Below are 22,326 nucleotides of genomic sequence, written 5' to 3'. Positions count from 1 at the left end.
AGTGTCGGGCCGGCCGGGAGGGTCAATCGATGAACACACCGCGTGGCGCGCGCCGGACGGACACCAAGCTGTCCGACGGGCGCGAGCTCATCTACTACGACCCGGCCGATGCGCCGGTGCGGGTTCCGCTGGAGGACACCCGCGGGCTGCCGGCACCACAGCCCCAGGTCGAGCTGCGGACCGACCCGCTGACCGGCGACGTGATCACGTACGCGACCCACCGCAACACCCGGACCTATCTGCCGCCGGCCGACCAGTGCCCCTTGTGCGCGAGCAAGCCGGGCAACCCGACCGAGATCCCGGACCACGACTACAACGTCGCGGTGTTCGAGAACCGGTTCCCGTCCTTCGCCGGCCCGGGCCGGACCGAGGTGGTCTGCTTCACCAGCGACCACAACCAGTCCTTCACCAACCTGTCCCAGGGCCAGGCCCGGCTGGTGGTCGACACCTGGGCCGACCGGACCGCCGAGCTCGGCGCCCGCGACGACGTCGAGCTGGTCTTCCCGTTCGAGAACCGCGGCCGCGAGATCGGCGTGACGCTGAGCCACCCGCACGGCCAGATCTACGCCTACCCGTTCCTGCCGCCGCGGATGCGCACCCTGATGACCCAGGCCCGCCGGCACCAGGAAGTTGCCGGCAGCAACCTGTTCGCCGACGTGCTGGCCGCCGAGCGCAAGGAAGGCACCCGGGTCATCGCCGACAACGGCAACTGGACCGCGTTCGTGCCCGAGGCCGCCCGCTGGCCGGTCGAGGTTCACCTGTACCCGCACCGGCAGGTGGCCGGGATCGACGAGCTGTCGGTCGGCGAGCGCGACGACTTCGCCGAGCTGTACCTCGACGTACTGAGCCGGCTCGACGGCCTGTACGGCGACCCGCTGCCCTACATCGCCGCGTGGCACCAGGCCCCGGTCCGGATCGACCGCGAGCTCGGCTACCTTCACCTCGAGCTGTTGTCCATCCGCCGGGCCGCGGACAAGATCAAGTACCTGGCCGGGTCTGAGTCCGGGATGGGCGCGTTCATCAGCGACACCCGGCCCGAGGACGTGGCCGAGACCCTGCGGAAGGTTGGTTCGTGAGCTCGTTCGAGGACGTCTTCGGCACCACGCCGGACGGAAGGTGGCGGGCGCCGGGCCGGGTCAATCTGATCGGCGAGCACACCGACTACAACGACGGCCTGGTGCTGCCGATCGCCCTGCCGAACCGGATCCTGGTGACCGCGTCGCAACGTGACGACGGCCGGATCGCGGTCGCTTCCACCGGGCATCGGGGTGTGATCGAGTTCGCCATCGACGAGCTGACACCGGGTTCGGTCGGTGACTGGGCGGCGTACCCGGCGGGTGCGGCCTGGATCCTGCGGGAGTCCGGCTATGCGATCGGCGGCGCGAACCTGCTGGTCGACTCCGATCTCCCTTCGGGCGCCGGCCTGTCCTCATCCGCGGCCCTGCTGTGCGCAACGTCCGTCGCGCTGCTCGGGCTGCGCGACCTCGAAGTCGACCCCGGCGAGGTCGCGCGGCTCGCACAACGCGCCGAGAACCAGTACGTCGGTGCGCCGGTCGGACTGATGGACCAGATGGCGTCGATGTGCTGCACCGCCGGTCATGCCTTGTACTTCGACATCCGCGCGATGTCGACGGAGCAGATCCCGTTCGACCCGGCCGCCGACGACCTCGCGTTGCTGGTCGTGGATGTGAAGGCACCGCATCGGCACGTCGACGGTGAGTACGCCGCCCGCCGGAAGAGCTGCGAGCAGGCCGCGGCGGAGCTCGGCGTACCGGCGTTGCGATCGATCGCGTTCGAGGATCTCGACGCGGCACTCGATCGTTTGCCTGACGACGTCGTACGGCGCCGGGTGCGGCACGTGGTCACGGAGATCCGCCGGGTCGAGGACGCGGTGGCGTTGATGCATGCCGGCCGGTTGCGCGACGTCGGGCCGTTGTTCACCGCGTCGCACGCGTCGCTGCGGGACGACTTCGAGATCACCGTGCCCGAGTTGGACGTCGCGGTCGACACCGCTCTCGCGGCCGGTGCGCTCGGTGCGCGGATGACCGGCGGCGGTTTCGGTGGCTGCATCATCGCGCTGACCGAGGCGAGCGCGGCCGACTCGGTCCTGGCCGCGATCGAGAAAGCCTTTGCGGAACACGGTTTCAACGCCCCCAGCGCGCTGGCAGCAACACCGTCGGCAGGAGCGTCGCGCGCCGACTGAGGTACACCATCAAGGCATAGTCGTCGCCGCTCGCACCTCGCGCCGGATCAACGGCGCGGAGACGACGGTGGCCGCCACCTGGATCAGGCCCATCACCAGATACGGAGTGCGCAGGTCGGTGCGGTGGGCGAGGAACCCTGCACCGACCGCACCCAGCGGTGCCGCGCAGAACGCGACCATCCGATAGACCGCGGTCACCCGGCCAAGCAGCTCGGCCGGTACGACGCGCTGCCGCAAAGTGATCGAGACGACGTTCCACCAGGTGCTGCCGAAGCCAAGGGCCACCGCGGCCACGGCCACCGGGGCCAGGTCGGACAGTACGCCGAAGAGCACGACCGCGACGCCGCTGATGAGCATCGCCCCGATCAGGCTGGTGGAGGTCGAGAGCCGACGGGACAACCGCGGCGCGACGAACGCACCGAGCACACCGCCGATCGCGTAGATCGCGACCAGCCAGCCGAAGCCCGCTTGCGGCAGGTGCAGCACCTCGAGGACGTACAGCACCAGGATCGCGACGATGCCGGCGCCGACCGCGTTCACGATCGTGAGCAGCAGGCACAGTGATCGCAGCAGCTTGTGCTGCCAGAGATAGACGAGTCCTTCCTTGAGTTCGCGGCCGAGGTGGCGGTCGGCGTCGACGACGCGAGCCGGCGCGGACTTCCGGACGATCCAGACGAGCAACGCCGCCCCGGCGAACGAGACGGCGTTCAGCAGGATCGGTAGTCCGCGGCTCAGCACGAACAACGCTGCGCCCAACGGCGGACCGATCAAGCTCGACAGCACCACGAGCGCGGCCTGGCTGTAGCCGTTCGCCCGTTCGAGTGAGGCCGGTACGACGACGTCGGTGACCACGACCGACGCGGCGTTGTCGAAGAACGGTGCGAGCAGACCGAGCAGGAACGCGGTCAGCAACAGGATCGGGATCGTCCCCAGGTCGAGCAGGACGACGGCCGCGAACGCGCCGGCGACCACGGCCCGGATCGCGTCGACGATCCACATCGTCGTCGTACGCCGCCAGCGGTCGACCATCACGCCGGAGATCAGGCCGAGGAGCAGCCAGCCGACGTTCGTGACCGCCTCGGTGAGCGAGACGATGCGGGGATCGCGGGTGATCGATGCGGCCAGCAACGGCAGTGCGCCGAACATGATCCCGTCACCGGCGAACGAGACAGCGCCGGCGGTCCAGAGAACCCAGTACGGCCTACCGAGCGGAGCCTCCCGGCTCCTCATCCCCGGCCCCTCCCGGCTTCTTCTTTTCCTACCCCATCCCATCAAACCGTCGGCCGACCGCGGCGAGGGCTCATGACGCTATGACCAGATCACACCCTGTGTCGCGCATGGCTTTGCGGGCTGCGGTGGACAGGCCGGAGTCGGTGACGATGACGTCCAGGTCCGACCAGGTGGCGAACGTACTCAGGCCGACCGTGCCCCACTTGGTGTGGTCCGCGACCACGACCACCTCGCGACTCGCGCCGATGAAGGAGCGGTTGGTCTCGGCCTCCATCAGGTTCGGCGTACTCAGACCGTGCTCCGCGTCGACGCCGTGCGCACCGAGGAACAGCAGGTCGAGGTGCAGCGACGCCAGCGCCGCTGTCGCGATCGGTCCGACCAGCGCATCGGACGGCGTACGAATGCCACCGATGAGTACGACGGTGCGGTCGGAGCGGCTGTTGCCGTGGAACACATCCGCGATCCGCGCCGAGTTCGTCACGACCGTCAGGTTCTCCACCCGGAGCAGCTGACGTGCCAGCGCGTACGTCGTCGTACCGGCACCGATGCCGATCGCGCTGTCCGGCTGCACCCGTCCGGCCGCCTCGGCCGCGATCGCCTGCTTGGCCGCGGACTCCTGCGTCAGCTTGGCGTCGAACCCGGGCTCGTGCGCACTCCGCAGCCCCACCGAGGTGGCACCGCCATGCACCTTGTGCAGCAGGCCGCTCGAGTCGAGCGCGTCCAGATCGCGCCGGATCGTCATGTCCGACACGCCGAACCGGTCGACCAGTTCGGCCACGGTGATCGCGCCACGACTGTTGACCTCGGCAACGATCGTGGCCTGCCGCTGGGCGGCCAGCTGCCCTCCCCGGCCCTTCGGGGCCTCTGTTCCAGCTGCATTCACCCCCACAGACTAGACGGAGAACGTGCTGCTGTCAGGGAAATGGCATTGCCGCGACGATGACACCTTGTCACCCTGAAGTATGCGATTTCCCGAGGATGTTCCGGTCCTGACCGATGGCGTGGTGACCCTGCGCGCGCACACGGCCGACGACATCGAGTCCGTCTACCAGATGTGCCAGGACCCGGTGATGCAGCGGTGGACCACGATTCCGGTCCCCTACCTGCGCGAGCACGCGGTCAACTACCTGACCGAACTCATCCCGGACGGCTGGCGCGACGGCACCATGTGGGCCTGGGCGATCGAGTACGACGGCCGGTACGCCGGGACCATCGACCTGCGCGACGGTGAGGGCGGGGTCGGCGAGGTCGGGTTCGGTGTGACACCGGAGGTCCGCGGCGCCGGGGTGATGACCCGGGCGCTGAAGCTGACCGTCCGGCACGCGTTCGACGTCCTCGGCTGGGACCGCGTGATCTGGCGGGCCTTCACCGGCAACTGGGCGTCGCGCCGGGTTGCGTGGAAGGCCGGCTTCCACGGCGTGGTCGTCGTACCAGGGGGTGGGCGGTCGCGTGGTGTGCGGTATGACGAGTGGATCGCCTCGGTCGGGCGGGACGACGAACTAGGGCCGCACGGCATCTGGTGGGATGTGGCAGTGCTCGAAGGCAATGGTCTGCGGCTGCGCCCGTTCCGGTCGTCGGATGCCGAGCGGATCGTCGAGGCATGCAGCGACGAGAGGACGCAGTACTGGCTGGCCGATCTGCCGTCGCCGTACACGCTCGGGGACGCGCACGGCTTCATGCGGAACCGGCAGGACAACCTGGCGTCGGGCAACGGGATCTCGTGGGCGGTCGCCGACCAGGAGACCGACGAACTGCTGGGGTGCGTCAGCATCTTCGGGATGAGCACCCGGATGGACAAAACCGTGGGCGAGATCGGGTACTGGATGCACCCGGACGCGCGTGGACGGAAGGTGATGTCGACCGCGGTCGGACTGCTGGTCGACCACGCCTTCAAGCCTGTGGCCGAAGGCGGTCTGGGCCGGCGCCGCCTGGTCCTGTTGGCTGCCGAGGGCAACAGCGCGTCGGCGCACGTTGCCGAGGTCAACGGCTTCACCCAGTTCGCCCGGATGCGGCAGGCGGCGGCACGCCGGGACGGGACGTACGTCGACCACTTCGGCTTCGACCTGCTCGCGTCGGAGCGGCTGCCGGGCTGACCGCCGTACGGCCGGAATCGGACGGACCCAGGACTTGCGGACTCACCGGTCCGGGCGGTAGTGGTCACCGCCCGAAATCGGCGGAGTACGGCCAGTTGGTGCCAGACCACACCGTTTCCCCTCGCCGTCTCGGCATCTGGCTGCTTGAATCGACGGGTGAGAGATCGTGAGGAGCTGGTCCGCCGCTGGCAGGCCGGGTGGTCAGTCTCGCGGGGCTGGACCACTGTGGAGGACGACAACGACGGCATCTTGACCGTCCGCGCGGGTGAGGAGAACCGCGCGATGGAGTACGTCGTCCTGGATGCCGACGACAAACCGGAACGCGTCGAACGCGCGGCCGAGCTGGCTCTGGCCGAGGGCGGTGGTCGCGGGGCGGGCTGGATCACGCTGGCCACCGACGACAAAGAGGCCCGGATCGAGCAGCTCGAGGATCTCGGCCTCGAGGTCCAGCAGGACCAGGACTGGCTGATGACGATCCAGTTGTCGGAGCAGCCGGCGCTGAAGCTGCACGAACGCTATGCCCTGCACACCGAGCTCGAGTCCGACCTGATCATCACCCGCGCCACCCTGCACGGCGGCGTGGTGTCGAGCGGGCGGATGGCGGTGGTCGGCGCGGACGCCGTGGCGGACCGGATCGAGACCGATCCGGCGCATCGACGGCGCGGTCTCGGTAGTGCGGTGATGGCTTCGCTGGTCGAGACGGCTGCGGCCCAGGGCGCCAAGCGCGGCATCCTGATCGCGTCCATCGACGGCCTGCGGCTGTACCGCAGCCTGGGGTGGAAGGTCGTGGCGGACATCATCATCGCCCGCTCTCGCTGACCCTGCGTTCAAACGCATGAGTTTGTCAAAGCTTCGTGAAGTGCGGCTGGGGCGGGAGTGACGCCGTACCGCCGTGGGCAAGGCTGCACACCATGACGAACCACAAACGGTCGCTTGGTAGCGGAGTGGCCGGTCCCATCCTCGCGTCTCTGTCCGCCCTGGTCCTGCTGACGGGCATCGGGTGGTTCGTGCTGCGGGACACCGGTTCGGGCAGGCCGACCAGCCAGGAGCAGCCGATCCCCTCGATCACCGACGACGCCTCGTCGACGCCGATCAGCCCGAGCACTCCGGCGTACACACCGAGTCCGACGCCGACGCCGCCGAAAGCGACGCCGACGCGGCCGAAGACCAAGAGCCCGACACCGACGCCGACCCGGAGGAGTACGGAGCCCAGCCGCGACGCCACCCGGAAGCCGGCGCCGGAGCCGAGCCACACGTCTACTCCGAGGCCTACCAGGACGACGACCAAGCCGTCCGGTGGATCGGGCACTGCCGAGGCACAGGTGCTGTCGCTCACCAACGACGAGCGGGCGAAGGCCGGCTGCGGGCCGCTGCGGATGAACAGTGCACTGTCCAGGGCCGCCGAGGCGCACGCGTCCGACATGGTCGACAAGCACTACTTCGCGCACGACAGCCTGGACGGCCGTAGTCCGTTCGACCGGATGAAGGCGGCCGGCTACAGCGGCGGTGCGATGGCCGAGAACATCGCCGTCGGCTACTCCAGTGCCGCGGCGGTGGTGAAGGGCTGGATGAACAGCCCCGGCCACAAGGAGAACATCCTCAACTGCACCTACAAGTGGCTCGGCGTCGGATACGACTCCGGCCAGGTCAAACCGGACTGGTCGAACGGCGCCTGGGTACAGGATTTCGGCGGCTGATCCGCACCGTTCACATCGTTGCCACCGGCTCGTGGGCGAGTCGGTGGGAAATCGGTTTCCGCCAACCTTCAGGAATCGTTAAGAGGGATCGCGGATCTGTAACGGTGACCTATCTGATCGGTTAGGGTCACTGCCTGACACCAGGGGGGACCTGGCTGGACCCGAGGGGAACGACGAAGTACTCGGTACGACGAAAGACGAAGAGGACTCGCCCACCCATGACGGACTCGCCTCCCCCCCGGCGACACCGCGGAACCCGACGTGCGCCCCGGCGTAGTCGCGGCCTGATCGGCCCGACCGTCAGCGCCCTGTCGGTTCTGCTCGCGATCGGCCCGGTGGTCTGGCTGATGTCACGCGACCCCTCCACGGTCGAGGACGCGACCAAGGTTCTGAACGTCTCCGAGGACACCCGGCAGGACTCCACGGGCGACGACGCCCGGCCGGGGACGCCGGGTATCACTGTGACCAAGACCCTGCCGAACGGCGCGACCACCATCGTCCCCCCGATTCTTGGTGCGGCCGCGTCGACCACGACGTCGTCGGACACGCCGCAGACCAGCGGCACCCCGAGCACCACCCCCACGGACGGTCTCACCATGCCGACCGACCCGGTCACGACGGTGACGGTGACCCCGGCACCACCGCGGACCACGAACGGCAGCGACCGGCCGAAGCCGCGGCCCAGCCGCAGTACGCCGACTAGGACAGTCACCACGGACCCGGCACCGAGCGACCCGCCGCCCGGAGGTGGCGGCACCAACTCGCAGGAGCGTGAGGTGCTGAACCTGACCAACCAGATCCGGCAGCAGCAAGGCTGCGGTCCGCTCCGGCTGGACAGCGCACTGGTCAACGCGGCCGGTCGGCACGCATCCGACATGGTCCGCCGGCACTACATGGACCACACCAACCCCGACGGCCAGGATCCGGGCGACCGGATGGCGGCCGCCGGGTACCGCGGTTCCAGCTGGGGCGAGAACATCGCCGCCGGCTACTCCACCGCACAGAAGGTCGTCGCTGCCTGGATGCAGAGCGACGGGCACCGCAAGAACATCCTGAACTGCCGGTTCACCTCGATCGGCATCGGCTACGACTCGGGTCAGGTCCGGTCCGACTGGGGCCCGGGCAGCTGGGTCCAGGACTTCGGCCGGAGCTGAGGGCTGTCATTGTGTGGAAAACACAGAGTGTGGCGGAGACGTTGTCTCACGGTCACAATGTCCGGCCGGTTCAGGGCCGGTCACTGCGGGTAGGTCCGTTCTTGTCAGGTCGCCGGTCCGTCCTGGGGGGCTCCGGTGAGACGACTGACGAGGCACGTCTTGGGGCGACAGTGAAGGGAACAACGACATAATGTCCGAGTCCGGCGGCAGCGGCCGGTACAAGCCACGCAGGAAGGCGACCCGCGCCTCCTCGCGATCAGCCCGGTCCAACCGGTCCACCCCGGCGGAGAACACCACCCCGCCGGCCCCTCCCGAACCACCGCGGTACGCACCTCGCCCGACCGACGACGCACCCCTGTGGTCCGGCCCCGACACCACCCCGCAGTACGCCCCGCGCTCCTCAGGATTCAACTCGCCCGAGTCGGGCTTCGGCGGGTCGTCACAGCCGGGGTTCAGTGGCTCGGGCACGCGGGCGGCCGGCTCTCCTTCGTGGGTCACCCAGTCGACGGCCGGTGCGCAGGATGACGAGGCATCGACCGAGAGCGGAGCCCGACGTGCGGCCCGCCGGCCGGCGTCCTCGGACACCCCGCAGTACAACGCGCGCCGGGTGGCAGCCCCCAGGACCTCGTCCGAATCCAGCGGACGCACGGCCGGGACCGCCGCATCCGCCTGGGACTTCGCCGCACAGGCGGAGTCCCGCGACCGCGGACAAGCCTCGGGTACTCCGGCCTCGGCGTGGGACTTCGCATCCCAAGCCGACGCCCGCGCCTCGGAACCACCCGCCGGCACGGCCGCCTCCGCCTGGGACTTCACCAACCCCGACGAAGGACGCTCGGGCGGAACCCCGGCATCTGCCTGGGACTTCACCTCCCGAGTGGACTCGGGCGGCACGAAGCCCACCGGTTCCAGCGACACAACTGGCACGGACTCCACCGCCCGGGGCAGCAGCACGACCGGGACGGAGTACGGCCGAACCGGCAGCCCGACGGGGACGGAGTACGGCGCCCCGAGCGGCGGCATGTCCGGAGCCGGCGTGGAGTACGGCGCCCGGAGCGGCGGCACGAGCGGGTCGGAGTACGAGGCTCGGACCGCGGGTCCTACCGGGATCGGGAACGAGTTCGGGACCCTGACCGCCACCGGGACCGCGCACCTCGGAACCAGCCCTCGGACCGGCTCCACCGGACTCGGTGGGTCGCGGACCGGCGCTACCGGGCTTGGTGGCGCTACTGGTCCTGCGGACACAACAAGCCGGCTTGGGGCCGGCGAGTCTGTGGGCGCTGGATCTGGCGCTGGTACGACGGGGGCTGAGCTCGGCGCTCGGAGCGGAGCGGGGAACAAGCGGACCGCGGACCGCGACGCGAGTGGTTCCGGCGCTGAGCGTCGTCTCGGCGGCGCCGGTGGTTCCGGTGGCGGGCGCGGCGGGTCGCGGAGTGCGGCTCGTGCGGCGGCGGCCGGGAAGGCTGCCCGAGGACGGCGTTCGTTGATCGCGGTCGCGTCCGTGATGCTGGTGATCACCCCGATCTCCTGGATCCTGCTGCACCAGCCGCAGAACGACCAGGCCGACGCGTCGATCCCGATCGTCACCCGGACCGACGACACCTACATCACGCCGACGACCAAGCCGGTCGTCGCACCACCGACCCCGACGGCTACGCCGACGGTCCCGCCGTCAGCGACTCCCACCCCCACGGACTCGGCGACTCCCAGCACCACGCCGTCGACCACCGAGCCCACCGATCGCCAGACCGCGAGCCCGACCGAGGGTCGTACGACGGACCCCACCGCCACCCCCGACGACCGCCCGACCACCACGTCCCCGTCCGAACCCCCGGCAACGCAGAACCCGCCCCCACCACCGCCGGATGACGGCAGCATGACCTCGGACGAACTGCCGCTGTTCACCATGATCGACAACGCCCGCCAGAACAACGGTTGTGCGCCACTCAAGCGCGACAGCAACATCACCAGCGCCGCTCGGGACGACGCGATCAGCAACTCCGACTCGGGTTCGGTCAACGACAGCAACGGCTCGATGAGCGCGGCAGGTGGCGACCGGTGGAGCGCCCAGGACGCCTTCAACCAGATGATGTCGCAGAGCTCGAAGACGATCCTGAACTGCGGCCACAAGACGCTGGGCGTCGGCTACGGCTCGACACCGCACTGCACCGGCTTCGTGTGCGCCATCACCGGCACCGGCAAGACCCCCCGGAACGCCTGGGTGGCCGACTTCTCGTAAGACGCACGCGGATTTCGTAGGTTGTTGGTGCGACCATGTAAGAACGACTCATGGTCCACCAACCCTGCGGGAGGCCGGATGTACGGGGAACGTGATGATCTGGACCCAGCCCGGCCCGCGCACTTCGGAATCCCGCCGGACGCGCTCGCGGACGAGCGCCCGGATCCGCGGCCCGAGGAAGCACGGCGGATGGGCCTGAGCCGGCACACCGAGGAAGGCGCCGTACTGTACTTCGCCTCGTCGCTGGATCGCGACAAGCCCCGGCACCGGATGATCGCCTGGATCCTCCTCATCACGTTCGCCGCCCCCGCCCTCTACATGCTTCTCCTCATCCTCTGACCCTCCCCTCCACGAGCGGGGTCAGACGGCGAAGTCCTGGCGGTGGCGTTGGGGGGTTGTGCCGAGGATGGTGTGGAAGTGGTGCCGGAGGGCTGCGCTGCTGCCGAAGCCGCTGTCGGTGGCGATCCGTTCGACCGGGTGATCGGTGGTCTCGAGCAACAACCTGGCCCGATCCAGCCGCTGCCGCAGTAGCCACGCCTGCCCCGAGCTACCGGTCCGCGCGCGGAACTGCCGCGTGAAGGTACGCCGCGACAGCGCAACCGCACCCGCCCATTCATCAAGCGACACCGGCTGATCCAGCCGAGCACGAGCCCAGACCATCGCCTTCTCGATGACGTCGTCACTGGGATCCGGCGGCACCGGGACCGGGATGTACTGCGCCTGCGAACCACTGCGATGCGGCGCCACCACGATGCTCCGGGCCAACCGCTCGGCCAACTCGACACCGTGGTGGGTGCGCACCAGATGCAGGCAGCAGTCAAGCGACGCGGCCGTCCCGGCGGACGTCAGCAAATCCCCCAGATCCGACCACAGCACGTCGGCGCGCACCGTGATGCCCGGGTACCGCTCCTGCAGCCGATCCGCCCATCGCCAATGCGTCACGATCTCCCGGCCGTCCGCGATCCCGCTGGCGGCGACCAGGAACGCCCCGATGCACAGCCCGACCACAGTGGCACCGCGCGCATGCGCCCGCCGGATGGAGTCGAGCAGTACGGCGGACGGTTCGCGGTCCGGATCCCAACTCGGCAGGATCACCACATCCGCCCGATCCATCACCTCGAGCCCGCACTCGACCGTGATCCCGAAGCCCGCGTTGGTCCGCAGCTGCCCCGGCTCCTCGGCGCAGACCAGTACGTCGTACTGACCCTGCGCACCCTGGCGGTCGCCGAGGACCAGGCAGGGCACGGATAGATGGAACGGGCTCATCCCGTCGTACGCGAGGACGGCGACTGTATGCATGGAACCAGTATGGCCCGATCTTCAGGAACTGTGGCTCGCGGGCCAATGGTGGACCACGCAGACGCGCCGGAAGATCGAGGTATGAAGATCACGCACATCGGCGGCCCGACCGCCCTGATCAGCCTCGGTGGGCTGAACCTGCTGACCGATCCCGCCTTCGACGAGCCCCAAGACTACGAACTGCCGGGCGGGCGGGTGATGACCAAGCTGACTGGTCCGGCGGTGCCGGCCGCGGAGCTCGGGACGATCGATGCCGTCCTGCTGTCGCACGACCAGCACAAGGACAACCTGGACGACGCCGGCCGCGCGCTGCTGCCGTCGATCCCCGCGGTCCTGTCGACTCCGGATGCGGCCACCCGGATCCCCGGTGTCCACGGTCTGGCGAACTGGGAGCCGTACGACCTGCAGCGACCGGGCGGCGGCGTGCTGACGGTGACCGGCGTACCCGCCTTGCACGGTCCTGAGGGCGCGGAGGCGGTCACGGGAGTCGTCACCGGCTTCGTGCTCAGCGGCGAAGGTCTGCCGACCGTCTACGTGTCGGGAGACAACGCCTCGGTGGATCTGGTGAAGCAGATCGCCGACCGCTTCGGCCCGTTCGACGTCGCCGTCCTCTTCGCCGGCGCAGCACGTACGGCGCTCCTGGATGGAGCACCCCTGACGCTGACGACGGAGGCCGCGGTCGAGGCCGCGCATCTCCTTGACCCTTCGGTCATCGTCCCAGTCCACACCGAGGGCTGGGCGCACTTCTCCGAAGGCCCCGACAAGTTGACGGCGGCGTTCACAGCCGCGGGACTGAGTGACCGTCTGCGCGTCCTGGATCAAGGCGTCGCGACGGCGCTAACCGACGGCGTGTGATCTCCAGAACGACGTCAGGTCCGTCGAACTGACGGCCGCTCCAACTCATGCAGCATGCACGAGCCATAGGTGTAGGCATACGTCGCGTACGACGACCGATGCGCTCCCCAATAACCCATCGAGCTACAAGGTGACGCTCTCCCGCCCGGACCACGTCCTGCCATCGGCGTTGCGCACGACTCCCCCCCGCTGTCGGGTGGAGTCTCGGACGCTACCGCTCGGTCCGCGCCGGGTCCGCCCCGGCCGGGATCCATTCGTGTACCAAGATCTCATCACCCACGTGAAGGGTGCCCTCGGCAAGTACTGCGGCCTTCATGCCGAAGCTGACGCCGCCGCCGTAGTCAGGCTGGCGCCGGTACGTCGCCAGCGTCCGGGTCGGCTCCGGCCCGCGCTTCTCGCCCGTCGCCTGGTCAACGGTCGGAACCGCGCACCGGATCGAGCGTGCCGAGTACCCGATCTCGACCGAGCCGGCCGACATCCGCAGCACCTTGTCCTCGGTGTGGGGTTCGGGCCAGCCGGCCACGACGACGTTCGGGCGGAAGCGGTTCATCGGGATCGCGTCGCCACCGCGCTCGACGATCCGCTCGTTCAGGCCGTCGAGCGAGGACAGCGAGGTGATCATCAGCGCGTGCGCGTCGCCGAACCCGGTCTGTCCCAGATGCACACCCCAGCCCGGCCGCTCGTGCTCGGGCGTGACCCGGACCAGCGCCGCCGGCCTGCCGAGCCGTTCGGTGAACCAGCTGTCCGCGGCCGGGTCCTGGACGACGCCCTGCCCGAACCACTTCCCGAACAGGCTGACGTCGCGCCGCTTCCCGTCGTACCGGACCTGGACCTCGACGTCCGGTACGCCGGGGCCGGACAACCGGAGCGCGTCACCGTCGCTGAGGATCTCGGCCCGCAGCGACGCCATCGCGGGCAGGCTGCGCTGGCTCAGGAACGTGCCGTCGGGCTCGACCAGCATGAAGTTCCGGTCGTGCCGGAGCCCGGTCGGCCCCACCTCGGCGTGCTCCACCGGCACACCGGACAGACCCTTCACCGGGTAGTAGGCCAGAGCGGCGACCTTCGCAACGGACATTGGCCAAGCCTACCTTGACTCCTGTCACTTGATCTGTTCATTCATGTTGGATTATGTTTGATCGCGAGGAGGTCGCAATGCAGGATGTGGAAGCCTTCGCCGCGGCACTGCAGCGGGTACGACGACAGGCCGGGCTGACGTACCGCGAACTGGCCGAGCGAGCGCACTACTCACACGCGCACCTGGTCCGCGCCGCCGGCGGCAAGCAGCTGCCGACCTGGGAAGTGACGGCCGCGTTCCTGACCGGCTGTGGCGTCCCACCCGACCTCATGCCCGTGTGGCGGCGTCACTGGGAGACCGCGGGCCGCGATCCGCAGGATGTCCTCGGGCTGCTGCAGCTCGCCACCACACTCGAAGACCTGGGTAGCGCTCTGGCCACGCTGGCCCGGCCACGATCGCTGCGGACTCTGGCTCGATTGACCGGCATCCCGCGCACCACCATTCAAGGGTGGCTGCAGGGCACGCGTCTGGCCGGTCGCGATCGACTCGACCACCTGGTGCGCGCGATCGGCGCGACGCCCGCCGAGCGGGCGGCGGTCGCGCAGGCCGTCGACCGGATCAGCTCCGGAAGGTCCCCGGCGGTGCCGGCGGCGTGACGAACCCTTCCGCGTCGACGAGCGGCGCCGCCTTCCCGGCCAGTTCGCTCAGCGGCATCACGTCGTACGGCGGCTGAGCCCGTCGGCCGGCCGCGGTCAGGTCGGGCACGGACTGTGCTGACGCGACCAGGATGACGTTGCCGAACCCCTTGCCACGCAGGACTTTCCGCTCGGCGAGGACGACGCCGTCGCCGAGCACCCCGCGGACAGTCGCCACGACCCGGCGGATGAACGGCAGCCCGGCCGACCCGTCGATCAGGTTCGCGACCAGTACGCCGGTCGGCCGCAGCACCCGCGCACACTCGGTGAAGAACTCGCTGGTGACAAGGTTCGCCGGCACCGCCTCGCGTTCGAACGCGTCCAGGATCAGCAGGTCCATCGAATCGTCGTACAACTGGGTGATCCCGGCCCGGCCGGTGACGGCGCGCACCTTGATGCCGGAGCGCTTCGGCAGCGGCAGCGCCTCCCGGACGAACTCGGTCAGGTCCTCGTCGGGTTCGAGGACGATCTGCCGCGACCGTGCCCGGGTGCTCGCGACGTACCGCGGCAGGCTCAGCGCCGCCCCACCGATGTGGACGACCGCGACCGGCTGGCGCCGTGGCGCGACGGCGTCGACCACGTCGCCGATCCGGCGCATGTACTCGAACGACAGGTGGGTGGGGTCCGCAAGGTCGACCTGGGACTGCAGCGACCCGTCGACCCGCAGCACGAACGTCCCATCGGCGTCCGCCTCGACGGTCGCGGTCCCGGATCCGACCTTGCGTTCCACCCACCCATCTTTTCAGCTACCCGGCTTCCTTCTCCTGCGCCACCGCGATGTCGGTGTTGTCGGTGAACAGCCCGTCGATCCCGGCCTCGCGGTACGCCGCGATCTCGCCGAACAGGTTGCCCGAGTCGGTGGCCACTGTGGAGCTGTCGAACTCGGTCGGCAGGAAGGTGTTCTCGACCCGGAAGGTGTACGGGTGGACGACGAGACCGGCGCGGTGCGCGTCCGCGACCAGGCTCGTCGGTTTGCCGAGCTTGCCGGCCGCGTCCAGCGGGATCACCTGGTCCTTCGACGGACCGAGCCCGTCGGCGTACGTCGCCACCTCACGCAGGCCGTCCCGGCTGACGATGTCGGCGTACGTGCGCTTGTCTCCCGCGGCGACGAAGTCGTACGGCACCCCGGACGAACTGGTGAGCTGGACCAGCGGGACCTGCAACTGCTTGTGCAGGGCCTTGAGGTTGGACACCTCGAAGGACTGCACGAACACCTTGGCGTCCTTGCGGTTCAGGCCGTTGCGGTCCAGCGCCTTGACCAGCTCCGGCTCGAGCGCGAGGCCCTGCTGCTGGAAGTACGTCGGGTGTTTGGTCTCGGGGTAGATGCCGATCGGGCGGCCGAGCTCCTTGGACAGCCGGCGGCTCAGGTCGATGACCTCCTGGAACGTCGGGATCTGGTAGTGCCCGTTGAACACCGTGTTGTGCTGGCGGACGTCCGGAATCCGCTCCTTGGCCCGCAACGTCCGCAGCTCGGCGAGGGTGAAGTCCTCGGTGAACCAGCCGGTCACCGCGACACCGTCGAGCAGCTTGGTCTTCTTCCGGCCGACGAACTCCGGGTGCGCCGCGACATCCGTCGTACCGCCGATCTCCGGCTCGTGCCGGGCGACCAGGACGCGGTCCTTGGTGGCGACGAGGTCAGGCTCGATGTAGTCGGCTCCCATCCGGGCGGCCAGCTCGTACGACGCCAGCGTGTGCTCCGGGCGGTAGCCGGAGGCACCCCGGTGCCCGACGATGACGAAATCGTCGTGGTGGCGGGCGGCCGACTGCGCCGCGGTATCGGCCGCCGGAGCCGACTGCAGGACCGCTTGCGGCACCAGGACCGCGGCGGTCACCGCGAGCGCCGAGGCGGCGACAGGGACGAATCGGCGGGGCAGCACCGTTCGCTTCATGTGCTTCTCCTTACACGTCAGGAATTGGACACACCTTCAGGTCGGGGAGCCACATCGCGGGGGCCGCGCCGAGGACGCCAGGTGTCGGGGTGGTGAAGACAGATGTGAGGAAGTCGGCGACGCCCCAGCGTTGGAGTGGGGCGCGCGGCTTGCTAGCGTCCGAAGCACACAGTCAAATCAGTTCGAGGAGCGTGTCGTGAGCACTACACCGGTGAAGGTGGCCGTTACCGGAGCCGCCGGGAATATCGGCTACAGCCTGCTGTTCCGGATCGCGAGCGGCGCGCTGCTCGGGCCGGACACTCCGGTCGAGCTGCGGCTGCTGGAGATCACTCCGGCGCTGAAGGCGCTCGAGGGTGTGGTGATGGAGCTCGACGACTCGGCGTTCCCGGCACTGGCGGGCATCGAGATCGGCGACGACCCGAACGTCGTCTTCGACGGTGTGAACGTCGCGCTGCTGGTGGGAGCGCGACCACGGACCAAGGGGATGGAGCGCGGTGACCTGCTGGAGGCCAACGGCGCGATCTTCACCGTCCAGGGCAAGGCCCTGAACGACCACGCCGCGGACGACGTCCGGATCAGCGTGACCGGCAACCCGGCCAACACCAACGCGCTGATCGCGAAGAGCAACGCGCCGGACATCCCGGCCGAGCGGTTCTCGGCGCTGACCCGGCTGGACCACAACCGCGCGCTGGCCCAGCTGGCGAAGAAGGCCGGCGTCCACGTCACCGACCTGAAGAAGATGACGATCTGGGGCAACCACTCGGCGACCCAGTACCCGGACATCTTCCACGCGGAGGTGGCCGGCAAGAACGCGGCCGAGGTGATCAACGACCAGACCTGGCTGGAGAGCGACTTCATCCCGACCGTGCAGAAGCGCGGCGCGGCGATCATCGAGGCCCGGGGCGCGTCCTCGGCGGCGTCGGCGGCGGCCGCCACCATCGACCACACCCGCGACTGGCTGCGCGGCTCGACCGACGGCGACTGGTTGTCGATGGCGGTCGTGTCCGACGGCTCGTACGGCGTCCCCGAGGGCCTGATCTCCTCGTTCCCGGTGACCACCAAGGACGGCAACTGGGAGATCGTCCAGGGCCTGGAGATCAACGACTTCTCCCGCGCCCGGATCGACGCCAGCACCTCCGAGCTGGCCGAAGAGCGCGACGCGGTCCAGGCACTCAACCTGCTGGGCTGATCCTCCGCACGGACGAAGGCCCCCGGGTTTTCCCGGGGGCCTTCGAGCGTCATCAGCCGAGCGGGTAGGCGCCGATCACAGTCTGGTCGGTGACGTTGCCATCGGCATCGACCAGGTGGGCCTTCAGCGAGACGGACTTCGCACCGGCCGGCGTCGCGAAGATCGCCTTGTAGGTGCCCTTCCCGGTCGGTACGACGCCGGCCTTGTGCCAGGTCTTGCCGTCGTCACCGGACACCTGCAGATCCAGCTTGCGGATCCCCGGCAGGCTCGCGCCCGTCTGTGCGTCGACGACCACCGGCAAGACCGTCACCGGCCTGCGCGCGGCCACGTTGTGGTTGTCGACCGTCGGCTGGTACCGCACTCCGATCAGCGGCAGCAACGTCTCCTTGGCCGTCGCGGCCGAGGAGAACGTCCACCTGAAGTCCATCCGGGTCGTGAAGGTGGACCACGTCTCCCGCGTCAGCGACGATTCCAGCGTGTACGTCGCCCGGCCGGCGGGCAATCCAGTCACCTCAGCCGAGCCGAAGTACGGCGACTCAGCAACGACCTGACCGTCCCGGCTGAGCTTGCTCGACTCGGTGTCCGTCCGGGTGGCGCCGGTGTTGCCGTCGGCATCGGCCAGCGAGTACGCCGCGACCACCAGGTCGTTCTCGATCCGGCCGGCGTAGGCCGGACTGGTCGAGAAGGCGGCCGAGTTGAACCGCTGCCCGTACGACTTGCCGGCCTGGTACTCCTTGGCCGGCGACGCCAGCCGGGTGACCGTGACCGGGAACGGGTCCTCCGGATCCGTGCTCGGCACGACCTCGCTGATCTCCGAGCTCCAACTGACCGGCTTGTCCTCGAGCAGCAGCTTCGTCGTCGCCGGGGTGTCGTACGGCAGCACGACCGCCCAGCCCCCGCTCGAGTGCGGCGCCGTACCGAACACGACCCGCTCGACCTGGCGATCACTGGTGGCGTTGAAGGACTGGTTCACCACGGCCAGGTCCTTCGCCTCCACCTTGCGGTCGAGCCCGGTCGGGAATCCGCCCGGCGTCGTGTCCATCACGGCGTACAGGTACGGCGACTTGGCGAACGACCCGTCCGCGGACGGCTTCGCCCATTGCGACGACACGTGGCCGGTCATCTGCTCCGGCGGCAGCGATTCACCCACCTGCGCGGTGTGCACACCATTGAAGTCCAGCAACAGCGCCGACGAGAGAAGGCCGCGCACCCCGTCAGCAGCCGTCCGGTCGTACCCGATGTCGGCGACCGCGACGGCCGCGTCCGCTTGCGGCACAGTGACCTTGATGTCCTTGGCGGCCCGGGCATCCAGCACCACCGTGGTGGCCGTGGTCAGCTGCACACTCGGCTGGACGAGGGAGTAGTAGTCGCCGGTGTCTCCGCCCGGCTTCGGGACGAACTGGTCGCCCTGTACGGCGTACTCACCCTTCTGCAACCGGATCTTCGCCGTACCGCTCGCGTCGTCGAGGAAGGTGAAGACATCGGTCTCGAGCCCGAACACCAGTCCGCTGACCGGCGCCGGATTGCCGTCCGGCCCGATCGCGTTGACCGTCAGGTCGTAGCTCTCCTTCTCCTTGTTCACACCGATCGCGGACACGACCGAACTGTCGCCGGCGGTCGCGGTGACCCGGCCGGAGTAGCCGCCGTCAGGGCCGCTGTGGTTCGTGTTCGACGTGGCCTGGACCGACGCGGTGCCGCCGGCGGGCACGGTGACGCTGTCCGCGCTGAGCTCCAGCGCACTCACCGGGGCCGGGTTCCCGTCCGGACCCACCAGGCTCGAGGTCAGGGCGAGGGTCACCGGCTTGTCGCCGAGGTTGCGGTAGGTCAGCGTCTTGGTGACCGGGGAGTCGTCGTTGTGCGGCCAGACCGCCGTACCGAACGAGAGACTGCCAGGCTCGGAGATCACGCTCTGCTTGATGCCCTTGGCAACGTCGATCCGGTCGGCGCCCTGCTCGAACGCGGTCTGGTCGGCGGCAGGCTTCGCGGACGCCATCAGCGCGCCCTTGAGCTCGGCGGCCTTCCAGGCCGGGTGCTGCTGGGCCAGCAGTGCGGCCGCGCCGGCGGTGTGCGGGGTGGCCATCGACGTACCGTCGAGCATCAGGTACTGGTCACCGACCGGCGTACCGATGATCGACTTCTTCGCCTTCGCCGCGACGATCGCGACACCGGGCGCGGTGACGTCGGGCTTGACCGCGCCGTCGCCGACCCGCGGACCGCGGCTGGAGAACTCGGCCAGCTTGTCCTGCTTGTCCACGGCTCCGACGGTCAGTGCGGCGTCCGCACTGCCCGGCGAACCGACGGTGCTGTCACCGGGACCGTCGTTGCCTGCAGCAATGACGAACAGGGTGCCGGTTTGCGCGGTCAGCCGGTTGACGGCCTCCTCGAGCGGGTCGACGTCCGGGGTGTCGGTGCCACCGAGGCTGAGGTTGACGATCTTGGCCTTCACCTCGGTCGCGGCCCACTCCATCCCGCCGATGATCGCGGACTCGGTGCAGCCACCCTGCTCGCAGACCTTGCCGTCGTACAGCTTCGCGTCCGGCGCGACACCCTTGTACTTGCCGGCCGACGCGGCCGCCGTACCGGCGATCGTCGACGCGACGTGGGTGCCGTGGCCGACCAGGTCCTCGGCCGGCTCCTCGGTGAAGCCCTTCGCCCCCGCGACCTGGGTGGCCAGGTCCGGGTGCGAGGTGTCGATGCCGGTGTCGAGGACGGCGACCGAGATGCCCTTGCCGGTGTAGCCGGCCTGCCACGCGGCCGGTGCGCCGATCTGCGGCACCGACTGGTCGAGGCTGATCTCACGCTTGCCGTCCAGCCAGATCTTGTCGACGCCGGCCGTGGAACGGGTCGAGGTGACTCCGGCCAGGAACGCACCGGCCTTCGCCTTGTCCACCCTCAGCGCGGCGCCGTTGACGACCGGCAGCTGGCGGGTCACCGTCGCACCGGGCGCGGTGGATCGCGTCTTCGCCTGACCGGCGTACGTCACGACCAATGGGATCGCGCCGGTGGACTTGTCGTCGTACCCCGCGTTGATCAGGCCGGTGACGTCGAACAGCCGGCGGTCCAGATGCCCCTGGGCGATCCGCTCGCGGACGTCGGACGGTACGACGTACAGATGGTCCTGCACGCGCTGCGTCGAGAAGACGATGCCGCGGCGGCCGGCGCCTGGCTCGACCGAGGCGCGGCCCGGATCGCCGCCGTACAGTGTGATCCGGTCGCCGGTGACCAGTGTGACGCGCTGATCCGGTGCATGGCCCGTCGCCTTGGCGGCCAGGGGATGTGGTTGTGCTGGAGCGGCTGATGCTTGTGCTGGGCCGGACAGCCCCAGACCCAAGGCAGCGATCGAGGCGACGGCGGCAACGCCGATACGCCTCGATCGTGGTGTGGATACCACGATGGAGACCCTCCCGTTCGGTTGTCCTCACGACGGACTGATCAACCACGCCTCACGAAGCGGAGCCGATCAGCCACACACCGTTAGATGTCCGGACCGTACCGGATGGTTTCGCGAATCGGCTGCCGTGGCATCAACCTGCCCGGCCGGTGCCCGATCGGGCACCGAGCGTCAGGCGGGCGGAGCGACCGAGGCGTCGGGCTGCCCGGACCGAAGGAGGGAGTCGGCAACGAATCCGTTCGCCTTCAGGTCCTCGACCAGATCGTGGAGGAAGGCAACGGTCTCCGGACGGCGGTTCTTCGTGGTGCCGACGGCCTGCCGGATCTCCATGAATCGTTGGTCGATCAGCCGCACCTCGGGGGTGGCGGCAACGAACCTGGCGATCGGCTGCCGGATCCCGGCCGCGGCCTCGAGGCCTTCGGCGAGGAACACGTCAACACCTTCGTTGCCGCGGACGACGGTTGCGTTCCGCAACTCCCGGGTGAGGTAGAGGTCGTACGCCGACCCCTGTTTCACGCCGATGCGGACCCCTGGGCTGTCCACCTCGTCGACGGTCGTGAGGGCAGAGTCTCGCGGTACGGCGAAAACGCCCTCGATGACGACGTACGGCGCGGTGAACGCGACCTCCGTGGCCCGGGCGGGATCGACGGCGAGGAAGCAGATGTCCGCCTGGCCGGTCGCCATCGCCTCGAACGACTTCCGCGCGGCGTCGAAACAGACGAGCTCCACTGGTACGTCGAGCCGCCGCCCGATCTCCCGCGCGATGTCCACCGTGACCCCGCCCGGCTGCTCGGAAGTCCCCTGCGCCAGCACTGGGTTGCCCAGGTTGATCGAAGCCCGCAACGCACCCGTAGGCGCCAGATCCGCACGCACGTCCGTCATGCCGGCGACCCTACGCGAGGTCCTTGCGGAAGAAGACGCGGTGCCGGTCCTCGACGGTCTCGCGGCCGGTTTCGACGTACCCGTGGCGCGGGTAGTAGGCGAGGTTCTCGGTCATCGCGGCGTTGGTGTAGAGGGTGATCTGGTCGAAGCCGCGAGCCCTTGCCTCGGACTCGGTGAAGGCCAGCAGGGCGGCGCCGATGCCGCGGCCCTGGGCCTCGGGCGAGACGGCGAGCACGTCCAGCAGCAGCGAGTCCGGTTTGTCCTCCAGCACCACGAGGCCCGCGATCGGCTCCCCGGCCACCCAGACCTTCCCGGCCGCGATGGCCGCGCGGTAGTCCATCACCATCGGGATCGGGGCCACGCCCATCCGCGGGATGTAGCCCTCGAACGCGGTCTTCACGATCGTCGTGACCGCGTCCGCGTCGCCGTCCGTCGCGGGTCTGATCATCCGCGAATTCTAGGTCAGAGATTTTTTGGTAGAGACATTGTGTAAATCGT

The 22,326-nt window shown here is 69.3% G+C and carries 21 protein-coding genes; 11 read left to right on the top strand and 10 right to left on the bottom strand.

Going from position 1 to position 22,326, the window contains the following annotated elements; all coding sequences use genetic code 11:
* The first annotated feature begins 29 nt into the window (after nucleotides 1-29).
* Together galT and galK are read left to right on the top strand one after the other, a co-directional pair.
* Nucleotides 30-1,076, top strand: coding sequence for a galactose-1-phosphate uridylyltransferase (gene galT, locus AB0I34_RS29680; RefSeq protein ID WP_360451430.1), 1,047 nt, complete (start codon nucleotides 30-32; stop codon nucleotides 1,074-1,076).
* Nucleotides 1,073-2,203, top strand: coding sequence for a galactokinase (galK, locus tag AB0I34_RS29675; RefSeq protein WP_360451427.1), 1,131 nt, complete (start codon nucleotides 1,073-1,075; stop codon nucleotides 2,201-2,203). Before galT ends, galK begins: the two co-directional genes overlap by 4 nt.
* Before the next feature lie 9 nt (nucleotides 2,204-2,212).
* Here the strand turns inward: galK and AB0I34_RS29670 are convergent, their stop codons facing one another.
* A complete protein-coding gene (locus tag AB0I34_RS29670; RefSeq protein ID WP_360451424.1) occupies nucleotides 2,213-3,433 on the bottom strand; it encodes an MFS transporter in 1,221 nt (406 codons plus the stop codon).
* A 70-nt stretch (nucleotides 3,434-3,503) separates the two neighbouring features.
* Nucleotides 3,504-4,316, bottom strand: coding sequence for a DeoR/GlpR family DNA-binding transcription regulator (locus tag AB0I34_RS29665; protein WP_131352887.1), 813 nt, complete (start codon nucleotides 4,314-4,316; stop codon nucleotides 3,504-3,506).
* A 79-nt stretch (nucleotides 4,317-4,395) separates the two neighbouring features.
* Between AB0I34_RS29665 and AB0I34_RS29660 the strand changes: the two genes are divergently transcribed.
* Both AB0I34_RS29660 and AB0I34_RS29655 read left to right on the top strand, forming a co-directional pair.
* The gene (locus AB0I34_RS29660; RefSeq protein WP_360451421.1) at nucleotides 4,396-5,526 is read left to right on the top strand and encodes a GNAT family N-acetyltransferase; all 1,131 of its coding nucleotides are present in this window, start codon (nucleotides 4,396-4,398) and stop codon (nucleotides 5,524-5,526) included.
* 156 nt (nucleotides 5,527-5,682) lie between these two features.
* Nucleotides 5,683-6,345, top strand: coding sequence for a GNAT family N-acetyltransferase (locus AB0I34_RS29655; RefSeq protein ID WP_360451418.1), 663 nt, complete (start codon nucleotides 5,683-5,685; stop codon nucleotides 6,343-6,345).
* 25 nt (nucleotides 6,346-6,370) lie between these two features.
* Here the strand turns inward: AB0I34_RS29655 and AB0I34_RS29650 are convergent, their stop codons facing one another.
* Nucleotides 6,371-6,835, bottom strand: coding sequence for a hypothetical protein (locus AB0I34_RS29650; protein WP_360451415.1), 465 nt, complete (start codon nucleotides 6,833-6,835; stop codon nucleotides 6,371-6,373).
* A gap of 13 nt (nucleotides 6,836-6,848) precedes the next feature.
* Here AB0I34_RS29650 and AB0I34_RS29645 point away from each other — a divergent pair, with 13 nt between their 5' ends.
* The 4 genes from AB0I34_RS29645 (at nucleotide 6,849) to AB0I34_RS29630 (ending at nucleotide 10,952) form a co-directional block, all read left to right on the top strand.
* Entirely contained in the window at nucleotides 6,849-7,223 is a 375-nt protein-coding gene (locus tag AB0I34_RS29645; RefSeq protein WP_360451412.1) for a CAP domain-containing protein, read from the top strand.
* A gap of 347 nt (nucleotides 7,224-7,570) precedes the next feature.
* Nucleotides 7,571-8,377 (top strand): CAP domain-containing protein, encoded by an 807-nt coding sequence (locus tag AB0I34_RS29640; protein ID WP_360451409.1) that lies wholly within the window; start codon nucleotides 7,571-7,573, stop codon nucleotides 8,375-8,377.
* 190 nt (nucleotides 8,378-8,567) lie between these two features.
* A complete protein-coding gene (locus AB0I34_RS29635) occupies nucleotides 8,568-10,613 on the top strand; it encodes a CAP domain-containing protein (protein ID WP_360451406.1) in 2,046 nt (681 codons plus the stop codon).
* 78 nt (nucleotides 10,614-10,691) lie between these two features.
* Entirely contained in the window at nucleotides 10,692-10,952 is a 261-nt protein-coding gene (locus AB0I34_RS29630) for a hypothetical protein (RefSeq protein ID WP_131352892.1), read from the top strand.
* A gap of 21 nt (nucleotides 10,953-10,973) precedes the next feature.
* On the opposite strand, the gene AB0I34_RS29625 is transcribed toward AB0I34_RS29630, so the two are convergent.
* Nucleotides 10,974-11,912 (bottom strand): helix-turn-helix domain-containing protein, encoded by a 939-nt coding sequence (locus AB0I34_RS29625; RefSeq protein ID WP_360451403.1) that lies wholly within the window; start codon nucleotides 11,910-11,912, stop codon nucleotides 10,974-10,976.
* Between the two features lie 81 nt (nucleotides 11,913-11,993).
* Between AB0I34_RS29625 and AB0I34_RS29620 the strand changes: the two genes are divergently transcribed.
* Nucleotides 11,994-12,767 carry an MBL fold metallo-hydrolase gene (locus AB0I34_RS29620; RefSeq protein ID WP_360451400.1) on the top strand — a complete coding sequence of 258 codons (774 nt, stop codon included), beginning with the start codon at nucleotides 11,994-11,996 and terminating at the stop codon, nucleotides 12,765-12,767.
* Between the two features lie 211 nt (nucleotides 12,768-12,978).
* On the opposite strand, the gene AB0I34_RS29615 is transcribed toward AB0I34_RS29620, so the two are convergent.
* Complete coding sequence (locus AB0I34_RS29615) at nucleotides 12,979-13,842, bottom strand: MOSC N-terminal beta barrel domain-containing protein (RefSeq protein ID WP_360451397.1); 864 nt, start codon at nucleotides 13,840-13,842, stop codon at nucleotides 12,979-12,981.
* A 77-nt stretch (nucleotides 13,843-13,919) separates the two neighbouring features.
* Between AB0I34_RS29615 and AB0I34_RS29610 the strand changes: the two genes are divergently transcribed.
* The gene (locus AB0I34_RS29610) at nucleotides 13,920-14,438 is read left to right on the top strand and encodes a helix-turn-helix transcriptional regulator (protein ID WP_360451394.1); all 519 of its coding nucleotides are present in this window, start codon (nucleotides 13,920-13,922) and stop codon (nucleotides 14,436-14,438) included.
* Here the strand turns inward: AB0I34_RS29610 and AB0I34_RS29605 are convergent.
* Nucleotides 14,401-15,207 carry a fused MFS/spermidine synthase gene (locus AB0I34_RS29605; protein ID WP_360451391.1) on the bottom strand — a complete coding sequence of 269 codons (807 nt, stop codon included), beginning with the start codon at nucleotides 15,205-15,207 and terminating at the stop codon, nucleotides 14,401-14,403. The genes AB0I34_RS29610 and AB0I34_RS29605 overlap by 38 nt on opposite strands.
* Nucleotides 15,208-15,223: 16 nt before the next feature.
* Complete coding sequence (locus AB0I34_RS29600; RefSeq protein WP_360451388.1) at nucleotides 15,224-16,366, bottom strand: glycerophosphodiester phosphodiesterase; 1,143 nt, start codon at nucleotides 16,364-16,366, stop codon at nucleotides 15,224-15,226.
* Nucleotides 16,367-16,562: 196 nt separating this feature from the next.
* Between AB0I34_RS29600 and AB0I34_RS29595 the strand changes: the two genes are divergently transcribed.
* On the top strand, nucleotides 16,563-17,555 hold the full coding sequence (locus tag AB0I34_RS29595) for a malate dehydrogenase (RefSeq protein WP_360451385.1): 993 nt from the start codon (nucleotides 16,563-16,565) through the stop codon (nucleotides 17,553-17,555).
* 52 nt (nucleotides 17,556-17,607) lie between these two features.
* On the opposite strand, the gene AB0I34_RS29590 is transcribed toward AB0I34_RS29595, so the two are convergent.
* The 3 genes from AB0I34_RS29590 to AB0I34_RS29580 form a co-directional block, all read right to left on the bottom strand.
* Nucleotides 17,608-20,946 (bottom strand): S8 family serine peptidase, encoded by a 3,339-nt coding sequence (locus AB0I34_RS29590; protein ID WP_360451382.1) that lies wholly within the window; start codon nucleotides 20,944-20,946, stop codon nucleotides 17,608-17,610.
* A gap of 171 nt (nucleotides 20,947-21,117) precedes the next feature.
* Nucleotides 21,118-21,828 (bottom strand): transporter substrate-binding domain-containing protein, encoded by a 711-nt coding sequence (locus AB0I34_RS29585; protein WP_360451379.1) that lies wholly within the window; start codon nucleotides 21,826-21,828, stop codon nucleotides 21,118-21,120.
* A gap of 10 nt (nucleotides 21,829-21,838) precedes the next feature.
* Entirely contained in the window at nucleotides 21,839-22,276 is a 438-nt protein-coding gene (locus AB0I34_RS29580) for a GNAT family N-acetyltransferase (protein WP_360451376.1), read from the bottom strand.
* Nucleotides 22,277-22,326: the final 50 nt, after the last annotated feature.

It is taken from the genome of Kribbella sp. NPDC050281, assembly GCF_040655855.1.
Classification (GTDB): Bacteria; Actinomycetota; Actinomycetes; order Propionibacteriales; family Kribbellaceae; genus Kribbella.
Note: the sequence above shows the minus strand (reverse complement) of the source record. Positions and strands in the feature narration are given on the sequence as shown.

What these genes read in the sequence shown, in the direction of transcription:
- galT (WP_360451430.1), top strand. Translation starts at nt 30, where the DNA reads ATGAACACACCGCGTGGCGCGCGCCGGACGGACACCAAGCTGTCCGAC.
- AB0I34_RS29670 (WP_360451424.1), bottom strand. Translation starts at nt 3,433, where the DNA reads ATGAGGAGCCGGGAGGCTCCGCTCGGTAGGCCGTACTGGGTTCTCTGG.
- AB0I34_RS29660 (WP_360451421.1), top strand. Translation starts at nt 4,396, where the DNA reads ATGCGATTTCCCGAGGATGTTCCGGTCCTGACCGATGGCGTGGTGACC.
- AB0I34_RS29640 (WP_360451409.1), top strand. Translation starts at nt 7,571, where the DNA reads ATGTCACGCGACCCCTCCACGGTCGAGGACGCGACCAAGGTTCTGAAC.
- AB0I34_RS29635 (WP_360451406.1), top strand. Translation starts at nt 8,568, where the DNA reads ATGTCCGAGTCCGGCGGCAGCGGCCGGTACAAGCCACGCAGGAAGGCG.
- AB0I34_RS29630 (WP_131352892.1), top strand. Translation starts at nt 10,692, where the DNA reads ATGTACGGGGAACGTGATGATCTGGACCCAGCCCGGCCCGCGCACTTC.
- AB0I34_RS29625 (WP_360451403.1), bottom strand. Translation starts at nt 11,912, where the DNA reads ATGCATACAGTCGCCGTCCTCGCGTACGACGGGATGAGCCCGTTCCAT.
- AB0I34_RS29620 (WP_360451400.1), top strand. Translation starts at nt 11,994, where the DNA reads ATGAAGATCACGCACATCGGCGGCCCGACCGCCCTGATCAGCCTCGGT.
- AB0I34_RS29615 (WP_360451397.1), bottom strand. Translation starts at nt 13,842, where the DNA reads ATGTCCGTTGCGAAGGTCGCCGCTCTGGCCTACTACCCGGTGAAGGGT.
- AB0I34_RS29610 (WP_360451394.1), top strand. Translation starts at nt 13,920, where the DNA reads ATGCAGGATGTGGAAGCCTTCGCCGCGGCACTGCAGCGGGTACGACGA.
- AB0I34_RS29600 (WP_360451388.1), bottom strand. Translation starts at nt 16,366, where the DNA reads ATGAAGCGAACGGTGCTGCCCCGCCGATTCGTCCCTGTCGCCGCCTCG.
- AB0I34_RS29585 (WP_360451379.1), bottom strand. Translation starts at nt 21,828, where the DNA reads ATGACGGACGTGCGTGCGGATCTGGCGCCTACGGGTGCGTTGCGGGCT.
- AB0I34_RS29580 (WP_360451376.1), bottom strand. Translation starts at nt 22,276, where the DNA reads ATGATCAGACCCGCGACGGACGGCGACGCGGACGCGGTCACGACGATC.